The sequence below is a fragment of the Larkinella harenae genome (assembly GCF_054780515.1).
This window is the reverse complement of the sequence record NZ_BAAGWE010000004.1, coordinates 354,000-371,473: the sequence shown is the minus strand read 5'-3', so window position 1 is coordinate 371,473 and position 17,474 is coordinate 354,000. Positions and strand designations below refer to the sequence as shown.

The window sequence follows — 17,474 nt, the reverse complement described above, 5'->3', positions numbered from 1 at the left end:
CAGCCTCCTGGTAAACAATGAATCCTTATTTAGCGAATCAGGTATTTCCGACGAATTTCATTGATCAGAAATTTTTTCTGGGTCGTAAAACTTTCCGGATGGAGCTGCTCGAATTCCGTCTTCCAGGCCTCAAACCGCGCCGGTTCCTGTTGGCGGAATAGCTGTTCGTTAATTTTTTTACTGATCAGAAATTCTTCAAAAGTCATTGGTTCAAAGCATACTGGTTGTGTAAACCTGACAAATTGACGGATCTTGAAGTTCCGTTCCTGCTGGCATACCGTTTGAAAGTTGTATTTACAACTAAATTTTCAAGCCATGGAATTACAATTGGTAAGCAACACGGGATTGGATACCGTACCGGGCGTTCAGGAAAATCAGGATGCACCCTTGCTCGACGCGTATTCCAACACCGTGGTAAATGTAGCGAAAAAAGTCAGTCCGTCGATTGTACAGATTAAAGTAAGTGGTCGGCAAAAAGAAGGCCAGCAACCGCTCCGGGGCCGTAGCCAGCCCGACGGCGGAACCGGATCAGGTTTCATCATTTCATCCGACGGTTACATAATCACCAACAACCACGTGGTGGCGGGTGCGCAAAAAATTGACGTGGCTCTGCCCGACGGACGGGATTTTGAAGCGACCCTCATTGGCCGTGACCCCGCTACCGACATTGCTGTTATCAAAATATACGGCGAAGGCCTGAAAGCGATCCGGTTTGCCGACTCAAAACAGGTGCAGGTGGGGCAAATTGCCATTGCAGTTGGCAATCCATACGGTTTTCAGTATTCCGTTACCGCCGGGGTTGTGAGTGCGCTTGGCCGGACGCTCCGCTCAGAGTCCGGGCGGCTAATTGATGATGTCATTCAGACCGACGCATCGTTGAATCCGGGCAATTCGGGCGGGCCGCTCGTCAACTCGCAGGGCGACGTGATCGGGGTCAATACTGCCGTCATTCTGCCCGCCCAGGGTATCTGTTTTGCGGTTTCGTCCAACCTGACCGCTATGGTAGCCGGAAAACTCATCATGCAGGGCCGGGTTCGCCGGGGGTATCTGGGCATTGCCGGTCAATTAATTAACCTGACAGAACGCATTAAGCAGTACAATCACCTAAACGCCAAAACCGGGGTGATTGTGGTCAGCACAGAAGCCGACGGCGTTTCGTACAACAGCGAAATCCAGCAGGGTGATATTATTGTCGAATTCAACAGTCAGGTTATTACTTCCGTTGATGATCTCCACAAGGTTCTGACGGAAGAGACAATCGGCCAACGCACACCCATGACGGTCTTGCGGGGAAACCTGCGCCATGAGATTGTTGTCATTCCCGGCGAAGTGAAATGACAGAAAAGAGGGAGCCAGCATCAGCGTGTTGTGCTTCGGCACCTGATGCTTCAGCTCCTCTATTTTCAATTATTTCGTATGCTTCCTCCTACGTAGTTGCACGGAAAACAATACGTAGTATCCCTCAAACTAAAACTAACTTATTGACAATGAATAGATAAACGATTAACTTATCCGATATAAACCCTTACCCCATGAAAACGGACACGCTACTAGGAATCGGAAAAAATTACGTTGGCAGCCGGGTTCTCATCGGCATTGTCATTTTTTTCGGCTGGCTGCTTCTTTTTATTTTTGGAATGAGCATCCAGTCTTCAGAACTGAAAATTATCGAAAGTGGTAAAGGAATTAATTGGGAAAACCTGATCGTTTACGGCCTTAGTTTCACCCCCACCAATACCGCTATTATGGCCGCGCTGGGCGGCATCATTGGCGGCATTGCCAGTAATCTGAGTGCCTACAATCAGAAAAAGCACGTCGACATCAGCGAACTGGACACTGAATCATTCGAATACCGAAGCCTGATTTACATGAGTGAGCATCCGCTTGTTTCGATGTTTCGGGGGTTTCTGGCGTACCTGATTCTGGTAGCCGGATCGTACATTGCCAATTTCACCATGCCCGTCGATTCCGATCATCCTACCACCATTCAGGGTATGTCGGCTTCTTCTTATTTCAAATTCGCCGTTACGGTTTCGCTGTTGTCTTACCTGGTGGGCTATGACCCGACGCAGCTCCAGCGCCTGATTGGCTCGCTGAATGTGGGGGGCAGAAAAGCAACCGACTTTGAAGGACGCGTTCGTATCAAGGATGGCAAACACATTGCTGAAGGTGAATTCGTCGGAAAAGCGGTTCCGGCGACAACCGGATCGATTGAAGACGATGAAGACCAAGGAACCACCACAAACCATACTTCCCTGAACGGAAAGGCCAAAAGCCGAAAAACCGTATCCTGAAAGCTGGCGTTATTTTTCGTTGAAAAAGATCTCCAGACCGTCTTTTCCTGCAACAACAATATCCAGACGTCCGGTGCCGCGCAGATCGGCCAGGGCGAAGTAAATGCCGGTGCCTTTGCCTTTTCCCGGCTGGCCATACGCGATGGTATGCTTTATGAATTCTTTGCCATTCCAGGTAAAATAATACAAGCCCACATCATCATAAGCACCAGCATCGCCGTCGTTATGCGCCCGGTAACGCTTGCCGGTGATCAATTCGGGCTTTTTGTCACCGTCGAGATCGGCCCATTCCAATACGTGGTATTGCGACGCTTTTTCGTCAATGGTGTGTTTTTTCCAACCCCGTTTGCCCCCTTCTTTCGTTTGCTCGTACCAGTGTAAACCGTACCCGTGTCCCTGTCCTACAATCAAATCATTGAGTTTATCACCGTTTACGTCCACCACTAAAATAGGAACGCTGGCCTGGCGGCCCAGGTCAAATTCCGAGTGCAGTGTCCAGGGGCCCTTTTCCCGGTCGGCAGGGGCTTCGAGCCAACCCTGGCTGACAATAAAATCATTGCGCCCGTCGCCGTTAATGTCACCCATTCCCAAGCCGTGATCTTGGGTAGGAGCCACATTCACTTGGCTGAACGTGCCTCCTTTTTCCAATTTAAAGTATTTCAGCGGATGCTTGGGGTTATTGGGTACAATTTCCACGGTTCCATCGCCGTCTACATCCCAGGCTCGGGTGGTTTCTACGTTGCCGACTTTCGCAATTTCGTGCACCGGCCACATTCCCTTTTTATCCGGTCCCGGGTTTTCCAGCCATTTCAAATCCTGCCCGAACCAGCCCCCGGTGATAATGTCAAAATGCCCATCGCCGTTGACATCCAGCGGAATCGTTGAAAAGTCGTCGTAGTATTGGTCAAACCGTTTTTGGTTACCGATCAGATAGCGTTTACGAAACATCGCTTTCGGGTCTTTCGAGTTTTCGTACCAGAAATCACCCGAAACCAAGTCCGGAAGGCCGTCTTTGTTGAGATCGACCACCCCGACGGTTTCGTAGCTTTCGGCGGCAACAAAGTAGCGACTGAACTGAATATCCTTTGAATCGGTGGCCAGGGAAGCCAAACCCGCAAGTCCGATGAAAAACGTACTAATCTTCATACTTGCAAGTTTATACATAATCTTGGTTATTTACCGCATTCACTTGCTGGAGAAAACGGTCATTTTGTCCAGGTGTTGGCCTTTGTCGGGTCCGGCCCACCATTAAAATCACCAGAAAATCGGATCAACTGTCAAAATCCAGCTAGCTTGCGGTTTCTGTCTACCAAAGAAGCTAAAAGTAGAAATACTTTTCGCAGTATAAATAAGCTGGTTTGACCAATTACTATTCGCGTTCATGCCTGTACGGAAGACGCTTTCAAAAAAATTGAGTTTCTTTCATAGGCTAACACTTGCTAGGGATGTTAGCCGCACACCGTGGTTTAATCCGTCCGGCTGCCGACGATGCGACCGGACGGATTTTTACTTTCCGTTGCCAGTTTTCGCTGACCGATACGTCCGAAAGGCTCGTTAAAACCGGCCCATTTAATTCAATCGATTTACTCAACCCACAATACCAGTCCTTTCAGGTAACTACCCTCCGGATGGAACAAATTGACCGGGTGATCGGCGGGTTGACTCAAATGGTGTAATACCCGCACCTGGCGCCCGGCTTCGATGGCTGCGGCAACCACGGTATTGTAGAACAACTCGCGGTCGATCACCTGCGAACACGAAAACGTGAAAAGGATTCCCCCTTTGGCCACCCGGCGCAACCCTTCGGCATTCAGCCGCTTGTAGCCCTGCACGGCGCGGTGTCGGGCCGACAGGCTTTTGGCAAAAGCAGGTGGGTCCAGTACCATCACCTCGTATTCATCATTATGCGCCTGGAGATATTTCATTACATCATCCACAAAGGCTTCGTGCCGTTCACCGAGATCTGAATTTCCAACATTCAAAGCAACGTTGTGGTTGGTCAGATCAATGGCTTTCTGGGAAGCATCCACCGAGTGCACCAGTGTAGCCCCGGCTTTCAGGGCATAAATGGAAAAACCGCCGGAATAACAGAAGGCGTTCAGCACCTTTTTCCCGGCCGAATAATAGGCCAACAGCTTACGGTTATCACGCTGATCCAGGAAAAAACCGGTTTTCTGGCCGGTAATCCAATTAACCAGGAATTTATGCCCATTCTCCTCCACTTCATGCGGCACATTCACCAACCCGTAGCGGTACGCGTTTTGAACGGTTGCGCCGTACTCATCGGGCAAGGTTTCGGCACTTTTGTCATACACCGCCTTGAGTTCTTCCCCAAACACGTTTTTGAGGGCTTCGGTAATCAGGTTTCGCTCGCGATGCATGCCAATTGAATGGGCTTGCAAAACCGCTACGCCATTGTACACATCTACAACCAATCCCGTACAGCCGTCCCCCTCGCCGTGAACCAACCGATAGCAGTTGGTATTGGGCGGTAAAATCGCCGTGCGTACCTTCCGAATTCGGGCCAGCTTGGCCGTCCAGTAAGCCACATCAGGTACAACCCGTTCAAACGAAAAAATCCGAACCAGAATACTGCCGTTGTGGTAGTGGCCCGTTGCCAGGTACTTGCCTTTCTTATCCAGCACCTCCACCACATCGCCATCCTGAGGATCGCCTTCGGTATGGGCTACGGCCCCGGAAAAGACCCAGGGATGAAACCGCCGAACCGCTTCGTCGCGACCGGAACGTAAAAATATTTTGGGTAAATCCATTGAACGCTTGAGCTATATTGAAGGGCCGAAGCTACAAAATTCGGGACAAAATGAATGCCTCTTACTCTTCACTGCGCACTTTCAATAACCGTTTCAACCAGCTTTCCTTTTCCACTACTTCCGCTTTCTGCTCGTCGTCCGTAAGTTTGAACGTTGCCAGACTTTTCAGCTCCGGCTGCCCGGCATCCACCCAGCAGGTATACCAGAAATCGCCCACCATCTTGATTGAAGCCTGCATTTGCCGCTCCACCTGCCCCCGCAACCGCTCGTGGTATTTGCGGGAAAAATCCTGGGAATAAACTTTGACTGTCAGGTTGTTGCGCTCCTCAAAACCGTATTTTCGCGTTCCACCCACCACTTCTGTCAATTCTTTCTCGATTCGCAAAACGGAATCCAGTGCAGCGTGCGCATCAAAAATTGCCCGCCAGGCCCGGTTCTGGGCCGAATACACGTAACCAGCTGTACCCACAAACAAATCATACTCATCACTGAACAGTTCCGGCAACCGCGACTCCCAGAAACCGTGTATGCCCTGCTGCCCCGTCAACTGGCCATTGTAATTACGGGTGGTGTGCAGCGGCACGTTTGCATCGGCGATGTAATGCCCCAAATCCGCCGAGAGCTTCAGGATTCGCCGGGGATCACGGTCTTTGAACGCTTCCGTCAATTGGTATTTAGCCAGTTGGATGTGCCAAGGCAAAATACCGTGCACCGCCAGGCTATCCTCTCCGTATTTCGCTACGGCCGATTGCCAACTCCGGGGTAAAACACGCTGGGTTGTATCACCGTAGGCATCTAAATCAATGAAATGGCGCGGAGCCTCTCCCACCACCGCATACCGACGCTTATCCGGATTAACCGCGTTCTCGGTGAGGTAATCGATATGCTTTTTATAGAAGACCATCATTTCTGGTGGTAATGTAAACACCGCCAACCGATTGATCCGTTTATGGCCGTAAAATCCCCAGTGCGGGCTGACGGTAAAATGCGCGCTGGCTACCGGTACGAAAAAAAACAACAAAAATGCTTGTTTCAAAACATTTGCCCAGTACCTTTGACAAAACATAGCATTTAAGAAAGAAAAGTTTACACTTTATTTATAAATACCTATGTTATTCAGAATAATATTTCGAATAACATTAATTTCACAAAATCATGAACCGCAAATCAATTGGCTACAGCGTAATTCTTTTATTTATGAGTGTTTTTGGCTTGGTAATCTATGGTGCTTACTCACCTGCACGAAAAGCGCAAAAACAGCAAATTGTATGTTTTAAATTTAAAGAAGGCACTAAAACTGAGGCTATTGAACAGCATATGCGCGAATTTGCCTTGTTAAAGCATGAAATTCCACAGATCATTTCTTACACCTCCGGCAAGACGCTGCATACCGAGGGAAGTAATTCCGGGGAATATGACGTCATGCATTATATTACGTTTCAGAGTGAAGATGACATTAAGACGTTCAACCAGCACGAAAAGCAACGGGCGTTCGTAAAAAATAATCAGGGAGCCTGGGACAAAGTGTTTATCATCAATTCGGACATTCGCTGATAAATCGGCTGTAATCCAGTAATTAGAAGATATAATTTGCATTGTTTCCCGCAAATTCCTACTTTTGCGGACATTTGTGAGCAAACTGTATACATTACCAATAAGCAATGGCAAATCATAAGTCGGCATTGAAGCGGGTCCGGGCAAACGAGAAAAAACGTTTGTTGAACCGTTTCCAACACAAAACGACCCGTACGATGATCAAAAAATTGCGGCTGACCACGGATAAAGCAGCTGCAACTGAATTGTATAAAACGGTGTCGTCGCTGCTGGATAAACTGGCAAAGCGTAACATCATTCACAAAAACAAAGCATCCAACAACAAGTCGAAGCTGGCAAAACTTGTCAACGGCTTGGCTCTTGCTGCTTAATTAACGTAACCTCCGGATAGCGCCCGATACGGCCTTTCCCTGGATACGCGTACCAAAACGTTAGAGAAACCTTATCTGATCGCATCGGATGAGGTTTTTTTGTGCCCTTTCCACACACCATCATGTCCTACGAAAACTTCCGTAAAATTCTGAGTTGGGCTGAAGAAGACCGCCCCCGCGAAAAACTGATGCTCAAAGGCCGTTCCGCGCTGTCTGACGCGGAACTGATTGCCATTCTCATTGGCTCCGGAACCCGCGACTTATCCGCCGTCGACGTATCAAAAATAATCTTGCAGAGCGTTGGGCAAAACCTCAACGACCTGGCCAAATTGAGCGTTAAGGATCTGTCGAAATTCAAGGGAATTGGAGAAGCCAAAGCGATCAGCATCGTGGCCGCCCTCGAACTGGGCCGTCGGCGTAGGGAGCAAGACCGCCCCCAGAAACTGCGCATCACCAGCTCCCGCGATGCTTACCAGGAAATAAAACCGCACCTGCTGGACAAACCGCACGAAGAATTCTGGATATTGCTTCTCAACCGCGCCAATGAAGTGATCCGGCCCGTACAGATTAGCTCGGGGGGAGTATCGGGAACCGTAGCAGACCCCAAGCTGATTTTTAAACACGCCATTGACCAGCTGGCCAGTTCCGTTATTTTAATTCATAATCACCCCTCCGGCAACCTGACGGCTTCCCAGGCCGACCGTGACTTAACCCGAAAGCTGAAAGAAGCGGGAAAAATTCTGGATATTCCGGTGCTCGACCACCTGATTTTTACGGATCAGGCGTACCTGAGTTTTGCTGACGAGGGGATGCTGTAATTGGGAGCCCGCAAAAACCACCTGTCAGGTGGTTTTTGCGAAACGTTTTGGCCCAGCTTTTTACTTCTGTGTGACAGAAATAACCGCTTCCTGCGGTGTGCCGTCCGGCTTGGAACCCGGGAAAGGTTGTACCTCCGACAACGTTACTTCGTAGCTTTCACTACCCAACTGAATAATTACCGAGCTACGGTTCTGGAGTTTTTCCCCGCATTGACCAATACACAGTTCGCCGGATTTCGACTGGGTGTCGTTTTTAAGCGAAAATTTCACCTGCGCATTTCCGAGCCAGATGCAATTGGCATTGATGGGGCAACGTCCGTCCGTAATACTTTCGACATTCAGCGATACGTTCTGTTTTACCCGGGCCGACTGGTTGACTTTGACCGCTACCGGCTGATTTTCTTCGACCGGTGCTACCTTGTTGCCTTTGTCGCAGCCCAATGCCAATAGCCCTACGAGCAGCAATCCGTACCAATTTTTAAATGGTGTCATTTTACGTTTGTTGTTATTGTTTAGCTATCTGACCCGCTTATATGAACAAACGTTGGAAAGGTTATTGTTTTTTTTGAACTAGCAGCTGATTCAGAATCTGAACTCCAAACCGCTTCAGCATCAGGCAATAAAAAAGGGCCAGAAAGGCCCTTCGTTAATATATAATGCCGCTCAGCCAGTACATGACATACTTACCTCACCGCAACTGATTCACTTGATATTAATAGTTCCGCTCTTTACCTTCCAGCCAGCGACCTGCAATAAAAGCCGCAATTAAAAGTGAAGCGAAGAAAACGAGTGCAACAATAGTCATGAACATAATGGTACCTGTTTATTGGTTGTTACCGCAAAAATATAAAAAACTGCGTATCGAAGACAATCTCAACGGTATTTTCGTGCAGTCTTCTGACTGATCCGACTTTGATTCTTCGTCAAAGCACCTACCTTTACAAGACCCCTTTCGTGCTGGGTAACGAATCCAGTGCTTTCAAATCACGTTTCACCGCCATTTTGATGGATTTGGCGAATGCTTTGAAAATCGCTTCGATTTTGTGGTGCTCATTTTGTCCCTCCACTTTGATGTTGAGATTGCAGAGTGCGCCATCCGAGAACGACTTGAAAAAGTGGTAAAACATCTCCGTGGGCATTTCGCCAACTTTTTCGCGCCGGAATTCAGCCTCCCATACCAGCCAGGGCCGCCCGGAAAAATCAATACCAACCTGCGCCAGCGCGTCATCCATAGGCAGCAAAAAACCGTACCGGCTGATGCCTCGCTTGTCGCCCAACGCCCGCCGATAAGCTTCGCCCAGTGCCAAAGCGGTGTCTTCAATGGTGTGGTGCTCATCAATGTGTAAATCGCCCTTCACCCGAATGACCAGATCCGCCCCCGAGTGTTTGGCCACCTGATCCAGCATGTGATCAAAAAAACCAATGCCGGTTTCTATGGACGACCGACCGCACCCATCCAGGTTCAGTTCAACGTGAATCTGGGTTTCATTCGTATTCCGGTCAACTGTTGTGGTGCGAGCCGGCAACTTCAGGAGTTCATAAATCTTGTCCCAATCGTCCGTACACAGCGCCAGGGCGTTATGCATGCTGTCGGTCATTCCTTCGGTTGGATCCTGGGGGGCAATCAGGATGGCTTTCGAACCCAAGTTGACCGCCATCTGGATATCCGTCAACCGGTCGCCGATCACATAACTTCCGGCCAAATCATAGCCCCCCGTGAGGTAACTCGTCAACATACCGATCCCGGGTTTGCGGGTTGGTGCCTTGTCGTGTGGGTAGGTGCGGTCAATGTGAACGGCTTCGAAGTGAATGTTTTCCCCTTCCAGCGTCTTCATCATTTTATGGTGAGCGGGCCAGAAGGTATCTTCCGGAAACACGGCAGTTCCCAAACCGTCCTGATTGGTAACCATCACCAGTTCGAAATCGGTTTCTTCGGCGATCTTACGCAGGTTCGACAGCACTTTGGGGATATACTCCAGTTTTTCAAGGGAATCGACCTGTTGATCGGGCTGGGGTTCGAAGATAATGGTACCATCCCGATCAATGAACAAAACTTTCTTCATACAGTTAACATAGTGGCAAACAAAGGTAGCAAATACGCGCAACAGAGCGGCATTTATGTTATTTTTTACTATTTTGCACACCTATATACCTCCCCTATTCACTTACTACACTCTATTAATTAGCACGCGAAGCCTTAACTGACAGATTGTCAGGATAATGCCTTATACTTTTTGTAGCCAGTAGTCAACTAGCAACTACGTATTTTTATTCAACAAATAGATTCTTATTGTTACTATCTTTCATTTAAAGTAAAAAAATGCAAACAAAAAAATCCACGCAATTAACCCGTATTGCAGTAATATATGATGGCAACTATTTTCTACATGTAAGTAATTATTATAACTATTCTCACGAAAGACGAAGCCGAATCAGCATATCGGGATTGCATGAATTCATACGGTCACAGGTGGCTATCGAAGAAGATACCGAGTTTCGCCTGTGCCAAATTGTTGATGCTCACTATTTTCGGGGGCGGCTCAATGCCCACGAAGCCAGCCAACGCGGCAATCAGTTGTTCTATGACCGGCTATTCGATGACATTTTAATGTCGGAGGGCGTCGTCACGCATTACTTACCCGTCAAAAGTTTTCACGGATCTCGCCAGGAGAAAGGAATTGATGTCTGGCTTGCTCTGGAAACGTTTGAATTAACCATTTCCAAAAAATTTGATGTCGTTGTGCTGATCACCGCTGACGGCGATTACGTCCCCTTGATTCGGAAGCTGAATACCCTCGGTACCCGTGTCATGGTGTTGAGCTGGGATTTTGAATATTACAACGACGAAGGCGAAAAACTGGTCACACGAACATCGCAGGACTTGCTGAAGGAAGTTTCTTATCCGGTGGCGATGCACGAGATGATCGACACCCGGCTTCGGAAAAACGATCCATTGATCCAGAATCTGTTTGTCAAGCAATCAACGCGGATGCTGGTCAGCACGAATCCCCTTTCGCTGGACGACAATTTTGATGCGTATACGGATGATTCCGATTCGGACCCGTCTGAATACAAAATCAGCACAATACGTAGTTTAAAAAACGGGTACGGTTTTATTAACTACCCGCCTAACAACCTGTTTTTTCACTACACCAGTTTAAACGACATCGACTTCAATGAATTACAGGTTGACGATGAGGTAAAGTTCCGCATCGGAAAAAACGCCGAGAGCAAGGATATAGCCATTGATGTCCACCTGGAAATTAACTAATGCATCTGAACGCTCGTCAGGAGCTTACGGTATCGCTGAAATCAACGGGCCAACAACCCGTTGATTTCTGGCCCACAAAAGCCCTTCAATGGGCCGTAAGCCAATTTGACCACGTTGTTTATTTCAATAACAACCGTTCGCAACGCCCCGACTTCACGTTGCCTTACGGTGCCTTTCCAAACCGACTGGCCATCGGCGTTTACCAAACCGTTGCCTTTTCACCGGCTACTGATCCTTTCGAAACGCTACGGCTCCACCACCTGCACCAGCCGGATTATCTGGTAGGGTATTTTGGCTACGACCTCAAAAATCGCATCGAACCACTGGAAAGCCAGCACCCTGATCGGCTGAAATTTCCGGAGATTTACTTTTTTCATCCCCTGCATCTCCTTGATTTTAGCCAGGACGCTTTAACCGTTCGGTCGTGGGGCAACCCGGAATCTGTTGTGCAGGCCATTCTTTCCCATCAGGCCGAACCCACCATCCGTGGGACCGACCGCCCCACTATCCGTCATCAAATTAAAAGCCGCGTTGCTCCCGACGAATACCGGCAAACCGTTCAGCGCATTCAGCAGGATATTCTGGAAGGAACCGTGTATGAGCTGAACTATTGCATTGAATTCTTCGCTGAAGAAGCCGACCTGGACCCACTCACGGTTTATTTCGCGCTGACGGAACAATCGCCCATGCCTTTTTCGCTGTTCCAGCGCATCGGCGATGCGTATGTCATGGGCGCTTCACCCGAACGATTTTTGAAAAAAGAAGGCCAGCAACTGATCGCTCAGCCAATCAAAGGTACCGTCCGGCGCGGCAGCACACCGGAAGAAGATGAGCAACTCCGCCAGCAACTCCGCAACAGCGAGAAAGAGCAGGCCGAAAACTTGATGATCGTCGATCTGGTCCGCAATGACCTGGCCCGCAGTGCCGAAACCGGGACGGTGCACGTGGAAGAGTTGTTTGGTATTTACCCGTTCCGCCAGCTGTCGCAGATGATCTCGACGGTTTCGGCCACCTTGAAAGACGGTTTGCCGTTTACCGACGCCATCCGGAACGCCTTTCCGATGGGAAGCATGACCGGGGCTCCCAAAGTGCGGGCTATGGAGTTGATCGACCACTACGAATCTAGCCGACGAGGCCTGTATTCCGGAGCGGCCGGTTTCATCACACCCGATGGTGATTTTGACTTCAACGTCATGATCCGAAGTATTTTTTACAACCGGCAAAATCGTTACCTTTCATTCTCCGTAGGCAGCGCCATTACGTATGATGCTGACCCTCAACAAGAGTACGAAGAATGCTTGCTGAAAGCCAAAGCCATTCAGTCCATCTTGTAAAACCGTTTCTCCAAATAGTACAACAAAAGACGAAAAGAGCCTTGCTTTTATCAGAAATTTGTCTTATTTTTGCAACAGTTTTCAAGCGGACATCCGTCCGATCTCTGTAATAGATATTCTTCATGAGATTTTTTCTACTACCGCAGAGCAGCACGGATGTCAACCGGAAAGGGGTTTAACATTCGTTGGGCGCATCTGTTGGGGCAATCGCATTGGTGGACAATTCACATTGGGCTAAGCTGGGCATTTTCGGGGGTTCCTTCACGACTGTATCTCAAACACATAGTAGTATCGTTACCGATTTTTTACAATCGGACTGCATGGCCGTGCAGAGCGAGCACTCCTGCCGATTAAACGCTTGTATAGTTTCATTTTAAAAACTTTTACAAGTTATGACTCCTGAAATCACAGAACAGGAACTGAGTACCAAACCGGCAACTCCGCAACGGACTTTTGCCGATTTAAATGTATCCGAAGACATTTTACAGGCCGTCACCGAAATGGGTTTTGAGCATCCCTCACCCATCCAGGCCGAAGCCATTCCTCCCATCCTTGCTGGACGCGACGTTATTGGTCAGGCGCAGACGGGAACCGGGAAAACCGCAGCGTTTGGGATTCCAGCCATCGAGATGATCGATGTAACGGAGCGTCATCCGCAGGTGCTGGTGCTTTGTCCGACCCGCGAGCTGGCGCTCCAGGTTGCCGACGAAGTTCGTAAATTATCAAAATTCAAACGGGGCATCCGGGTTGAATCCATCTATGGTGGTGACTCCATCGACCGGCAAATCAAGTCACTCAAAAACGGCGTTCACATTGTAATCGGTACCCCGGGCCGCGTCATGGACCACATGGAGCGCCGGACGCTGAAACTGGAAAACATCAAAATGATGATTCTGGACGAAGCCGACGAAATGCTCGATATGGGCTTCCGCGAAGACATTGAAGGCATCTTGGAAGACATGCCGGAAGAGCGCCAGACCATTCTGTTTTCGGCCACAATGTCGAAACCGATCATGACGATCACCCAACGTTTCCAGAAAGATCCGGTGCTGGTGAAAGTCGTTAAAAACGAGCTAACGAATCAGAATATCGAGCAGGTTTACTTCGAAGTGAAGCCCAAAGCGAAAGTCGAAGTGATGTGCCGGTTGATCGATACGTACAACCTGAAACTGCTACTGGTTTTCTGTAATCAGAAGAAACGGGTTGACGAAATCGTTGAAGACCTGCAAGTTCGCGGTTATCAGGCCGAAGGTTTGCACGGCGATTTGCGCCAGGCGCAACGCAATAACGTGATGTCAAAATTCCGTTCGGGCGTTACCAACATTCTGGTTGCTACCGACGTAGCGGCTCGTGGTATCGACGTCGACAATGTTGACGCGGTGATTAACTACGACATTCCGCTCGACGAAGAATATTACGTACACCGGATTGGCCGGACTGGTCGGGCCGGAAAATCAGGGAAAGCATTTTCACTGGTGGGCCGCGATGAAAAATACCGGTTCCGCGAAATTCAGAACTATACTAAAGTTCGGGTTGAAAAAGGTGTGATTCCTTCCTTCGAAGATATCGTTGGTCTGCGCAAAGCCCGCTTTATTGAGCAGGTAAAACAAACCATCGAGACGAGCGAAGACCTGCATTTGTACGAAGACATGCTGACGGCGTTGCAACACGCCGGTTTTACCGTTGAACAGATTGTCGCTTCCCTGGTCAAACGGGGTATGGGCATCGAGAAAAATGAATTCTCCGACCAAAACCTGGGCCACGACGATGATCGTCGCGAACGTCGGGAAGGCGGTCGTTTCGGCGACCGGGATCGGGGTGGACGCGAAGGTTCGGGCCGCTTCGGCGATCGGGGCCGCGGTGAGAGCCGGTTTGGCGATCGGGATCGGGGTGGACGGTTTGGTAACCGGGATGACCGCGGTGGACGCTTCGGCAACCGGGATGACCGCGGTGAAGGTGGCCGTCGGTTCGAGCGCGAAGACCGGGATCGGACTCCGCGCGAACGGGAAGCTAACATGACTCGCCTGTTCGTAAGCGTGGGACGTCGTGACTTCATCCGTCCGGGTGATATCGTGGGCGCCATTGCTGGCGAAGCCAACATTCCGGGCAGCAGCATCGGTCATATCGACATTTTCGACAAACACACCTATGTTGACGTTCCCCGCGATGTTGCCAATCGTGTTGTGGATGCGATGGAAGGAAATACCATCAAAGGAAAGCGGGTGCAGATTGAAGTTGCGCGCTAAGCCGCAATTATCGAATAAACAAAAAAGCCGTTCGGATATCCGAACGGCTTTTTTGTTATAAACCCGATTAGTTTTCCAGGTAATAGCCAAAAATGATCCCCATTTCATCTTCGCTGCTCAACCCGAAATTCACATTCTTATCGGTTGTGTTATTGTAGGTAATTTCAGAAACGAGCGCATCGCCTTTGGCCAGTTGAACCGGCGTGGTAAAGGTTTTTATTTCAGGGTGCTCCCAGTTCGTGGAGGTGTAAATCACTTCGCCGTCGTGCACTCCGCCTTTCACCCGCACCACAAATTTTTCCCCCAGCTTGTGCGTGTGGGACGTTAATACCAGCACTTTCACCGGTTTTGACATCGGAAACTCTTTGGTGATGACCACTCGTTTTTTGGCCGGAATATCCAGGTTGGTATTGACGAAGTCCATGGTTTTCACCACGGTTTTCACTTTCGACTTGTCGACGGTATACAAATTGACGTTGACCTCACCCGTCATGGCACTCGCCGATTTATTGACGTAATGCGAGTTTAGGTCCATGGTGGTGTTGGCCGGAACGAGCAAGGCGGTGCCTTCCGGGAAAGCGTAATCGACATAGGGCGACTGCACACCAATGAAATAAACGTGGTTTTGCATGGACAGCGCCGTTTGCAGGTTGTAGGTATTATCGGGATTTCGCAAATCCCGAATTTCGTTTAAAGTGGGCAGATTTTGATTTACACGAAAATTATACAGGGCAAAATGGTGGCTATTGGCCCGCATTTTCACCTCAAACCGGCTGACATAAACATCCTGCGTGTTTCCAATAGGTTTACGGACAAACAACTCCCGTTCAAAAGAAGGCTTGATGGAAAATGGTTCCAGCTTTACCTGAAACCCTTCGCCAGCCGCCGGGGCTTTCAGGGCTTCAAACGCATCCGGTACAACACTGGGCGTTTTATCGTCGAGCAGGGTGGAGTCCACCATACTACCGGTCTGCGGAGCCCCGGCTTCAATCCACCGCCGGACGAATTCGATCTGCCCCACTGTCAGCAGGTCTTTTCCCAACGGCATCGGATTTCCGTAGTCCGCTCCGCTGTGGTGCCCCGCGGCAGCGTTGAGTTTATGATACAACAGACTTTCCTGGGCATTAAACGGCTTTGCGCGCAGCAAACCGTTCGCTTTGGCCGTGCTGTTGGTCGGTGCAACCCCAACCAGGTTTTTGTAGGACTGTCCGGCGGCTAATACCAGGCGGTGCTGCCCAAACGTAGGGTCCGATTCCGACGCGTGGCAGCCGGAGGTTGCGCAGGTAGGTGTCAGAATCCGGCGCTGTAGCAGATCAAAGCTGCTGCTTACCACCGGCGTGGGCTCCGGTTCTTCATCGGGCTTACCAGCGTTTTTCTGGCAAGCCGAAGCCAGTAATCCCAGCCCCAGTGCCCCCAGCACACTCCATTGAAAAAGATAACATTTGTTCTTCATACAATAGCTTTTCAGGTGACGAAACCGTATTACTGACCCGTTCAGATACCCTGCTGCAAACGCCTAAAACCGTAAGATAAAATCCTGTTTGGGCTGCTGCTGCCGAAAAAATACCAGTCCAACGTAAAAAAGATCAATGGAAACCGTAACGGACGGATGGGCTTTGATTTTCTCCCAGGCCTGTTCCATTTCGTCGGACCAGTGAATATCGTCAAAAATAAAACAGGAATCATGATGGGCTTTCGCCAGGCAGGTCTCAAAATACCGTACGGTGGGTTCGTACCGGTGATTGGCATCGAAGAAAACAAAATCAACGCCCGGAACCGTCTTTAATCGTTCCGTCAGTGTTTCATCGAGATTACCAGTTATGATTTCGATATTCTGGCGATTCTGCTTCCGGAAGTTACGCTCCGCCACCGCTGCGGTTTGCGGGCATCCTTCAAACGTCAGAATCTGGGCCCCCGGCGCTGCCACGGCTTCGTACAAGGTTGTAATGCCCAGCGACGTTCCCAGATCGATGATTGTCCGGTACTGAAACCGTTTGATCAGCCGGAACAGCAATCGCCCGAAACGAGCCGGTTTTTGCGAATTTTTTGCAATGTCTTTGATTGCCCGCTCGCGCGACGCGTTGATCCGCGACCCAGCCCCAAAGTCGGTGATCTGAATCTTGCGATTATCCTTCAGCAAATCGAGCTGCAACGCCCGGATGGACTCAAATGCGGGTTCGTGCGGATTGTCGGCACGGATGAGTTTGGTGTAAAGATCAAACACAAAAGGCGAATGCAGCGCATGTGCGTCGCGGGCCTTCAGGAGGAATTTTAGATAAGCACGAATCAAGAAACCAAAAACCGCTACGGCGGAGCGTTTACAGACTATAATTAATTCAACCGGTAGGGAACCACCATTGTAAATTCGGGGATATTAACCCGAAACTGTTTTCCGTCTACAACACGCTCCATGAGGTAGGTACCGCCCATTTTGCCCAGGCTTGAGCGTAGGTTACACCCCGACACGTATTCGTGGGTTTCGCCCGGCTCCAGTACGGGTTGCTGCCCAACCACCCCCTCTCCTTCCACTTCTCGCGCCGAACCGTATGCATCATAAATGATCCAGTGACGACGCAGCAACTGAATGGTGGCGTTGCTTTCGTTGGTAATTGCAATCCGATAGGTAAAGACAAAATGCGCCTGCAGTGGACTAGAATACTCGGGTTGGTATTCGGCCATGACACTGACCTTGACGCCGTCGGTAACTGCCGATATCATGTTGATGACCTCTTTGTTGAACAACCTTTAAACGAAAATAAAATTTAAGAGTTTATAAATCCAACATGGAACAACAATTATTTTAAGATTCATCTAC

At 49.4% G+C, this 17,474-nt stretch carries 17 protein-coding genes; 8 read left to right on the top strand and 9 right to left on the bottom strand.

The genetic code is table 11. From position 1 onward, the window contains the following. Positions 1-29 precede the first annotated feature (29 nt). Positions 30-206: a hypothetical protein gene (locus ACYVH9_RS21615; RefSeq protein ID WP_460638483.1), complete on the bottom strand. Its 177-nt coding sequence runs from the start codon at positions 204-206 to the stop codon at positions 30-32. Positions 207-315: 109 nt separating this feature from the next. Between ACYVH9_RS21615 and ACYVH9_RS21610 the strand changes: the two genes are divergently transcribed. Continuing rightward, entirely contained in the window at positions 316-1,338 is a 1,023-nt protein-coding gene (locus ACYVH9_RS21610; protein WP_460638482.1) for a S1C family serine protease, read from the top strand. A gap of 194 nt (positions 1,339-1,532) precedes the next feature. Further along, positions 1,533-2,294, top strand: coding sequence for a hypothetical protein (locus ACYVH9_RS21605; protein WP_460638481.1), 762 nt, complete (start codon positions 1,533-1,535; stop codon positions 2,292-2,294). A 9-nt stretch (positions 2,295-2,303) separates the two neighbouring features. On the opposite strand, the gene ACYVH9_RS21600 is transcribed toward ACYVH9_RS21605, so the two are convergent. From ACYVH9_RS21600 to ACYVH9_RS21590, 3 genes are all read right to left on the bottom strand, one after another. Next, complete coding sequence (locus tag ACYVH9_RS21600; RefSeq protein WP_460638480.1) at positions 2,304-3,440, bottom strand: FG-GAP repeat domain-containing protein; 1,137 nt, start codon at positions 3,438-3,440, stop codon at positions 2,304-2,306. Positions 3,441-3,877: 437 nt separating this feature from the next. Beyond that, complete coding sequence (locus tag ACYVH9_RS21595) at positions 3,878-5,065, bottom strand: class I SAM-dependent rRNA methyltransferase (protein ID WP_460638479.1); 1,188 nt, start codon at positions 5,063-5,065, stop codon at positions 3,878-3,880. A gap of 61 nt (positions 5,066-5,126) precedes the next feature. After that, complete coding sequence (locus tag ACYVH9_RS21590; RefSeq protein WP_460638478.1) at positions 5,127-6,131, bottom strand: zinc dependent phospholipase C family protein; 1,005 nt, start codon at positions 6,129-6,131, stop codon at positions 5,127-5,129. 89 nt (positions 6,132-6,220) lie between these two features. On the opposite strand from ACYVH9_RS21590, the gene ACYVH9_RS21585 reads away from it, so the two are divergent. The 3 genes from ACYVH9_RS21585 (at position 6,221) to radC (ending at position 7,808) form a co-directional block, all read left to right on the top strand. Further along, on the top strand, positions 6,221-6,619 hold the full coding sequence (locus tag ACYVH9_RS21585) for a Dabb family protein (protein WP_460638477.1): 399 nt from the start codon (positions 6,221-6,223) through the stop codon (positions 6,617-6,619). A gap of 107 nt (positions 6,620-6,726) precedes the next feature. Beyond that, positions 6,727-6,990, top strand: coding sequence for a 30S ribosomal protein S20 (rpsT, locus tag ACYVH9_RS21580; RefSeq protein WP_460638476.1), 264 nt, complete (start codon positions 6,727-6,729; stop codon positions 6,988-6,990). A gap of 122 nt (positions 6,991-7,112) precedes the next feature. After that, positions 7,113-7,808, top strand: a complete 696-nt coding sequence (gene radC, locus ACYVH9_RS21575) for a RadC family protein (RefSeq protein ID WP_460638475.1) — start codon at positions 7,113-7,115, stop codon at positions 7,806-7,808. 60 nt (positions 7,809-7,868) lie between these two features. Here radC and ACYVH9_RS21570 read toward each other — a convergent pair whose 3' ends face one another. Further along, on the bottom strand, positions 7,869-8,300 hold the full coding sequence (locus ACYVH9_RS21570; protein WP_460638474.1) for a hypothetical protein: 432 nt from the start codon (positions 8,298-8,300) through the stop codon (positions 7,869-7,871). Positions 8,301-8,746: 446 nt separating this feature from the next. Next, positions 8,747-9,871, bottom strand: coding sequence for a bifunctional histidinol-phosphatase/imidazoleglycerol-phosphate dehydratase HisB (hisB, locus tag ACYVH9_RS21565; protein WP_460638473.1), 1,125 nt, complete (start codon positions 9,869-9,871; stop codon positions 8,747-8,749). A gap of 257 nt (positions 9,872-10,128) precedes the next feature. Here hisB and ACYVH9_RS21560 point away from each other — a divergent pair, with 257 nt between their 5' ends. From ACYVH9_RS21560 to ACYVH9_RS21550, 3 genes are all read left to right on the top strand, one after another. Beyond that, positions 10,129-11,079 carry an NYN domain-containing protein gene (locus tag ACYVH9_RS21560; protein ID WP_460638472.1) on the top strand — a complete coding sequence of 317 codons (951 nt, stop codon included), beginning with the start codon at positions 10,129-10,131 and terminating at the stop codon, positions 11,077-11,079. Further along, a complete protein-coding gene (locus ACYVH9_RS21555) occupies positions 11,079-12,413 on the top strand; it encodes an anthranilate synthase component I family protein (RefSeq protein WP_460638471.1) in 1,335 nt (444 codons plus the stop codon). The genes ACYVH9_RS21560 and ACYVH9_RS21555 overlap by 1 nt, the downstream gene beginning before the upstream one ends. A 392-nt stretch (positions 12,414-12,805) precedes the next feature. Beyond that, complete coding sequence (locus ACYVH9_RS21550; protein WP_460638470.1) at positions 12,806-14,659, top strand: DEAD/DEAH box helicase; 1,854 nt, start codon at positions 12,806-12,808, stop codon at positions 14,657-14,659. A gap of 67 nt (positions 14,660-14,726) precedes the next feature. Here the strand turns inward: ACYVH9_RS21550 and ACYVH9_RS21545 are convergent, their stop codons facing one another. From ACYVH9_RS21545 to apaG, 3 genes are all read right to left on the bottom strand, one after another. Next, complete coding sequence (locus ACYVH9_RS21545; RefSeq protein ID WP_460638469.1) at positions 14,727-16,112, bottom strand: monooxygenase; 1,386 nt, start codon at positions 16,110-16,112, stop codon at positions 14,727-14,729. Between the two features lie 63 nt (positions 16,113-16,175). Next, positions 16,176-16,949, bottom strand: coding sequence for an O-methyltransferase (locus ACYVH9_RS21540; RefSeq protein ID WP_460638468.1), 774 nt, complete (start codon positions 16,947-16,949; stop codon positions 16,176-16,178). A 41-nt stretch (positions 16,950-16,990) separates the two neighbouring features. Continuing rightward, a complete protein-coding gene (apaG, locus tag ACYVH9_RS21535) occupies positions 16,991-17,377 on the bottom strand; it encodes a Co2+/Mg2+ efflux protein ApaG (RefSeq protein ID WP_460638467.1) in 387 nt (128 codons plus the stop codon). Positions 17,378-17,474: the final 97 nt, after the last annotated feature.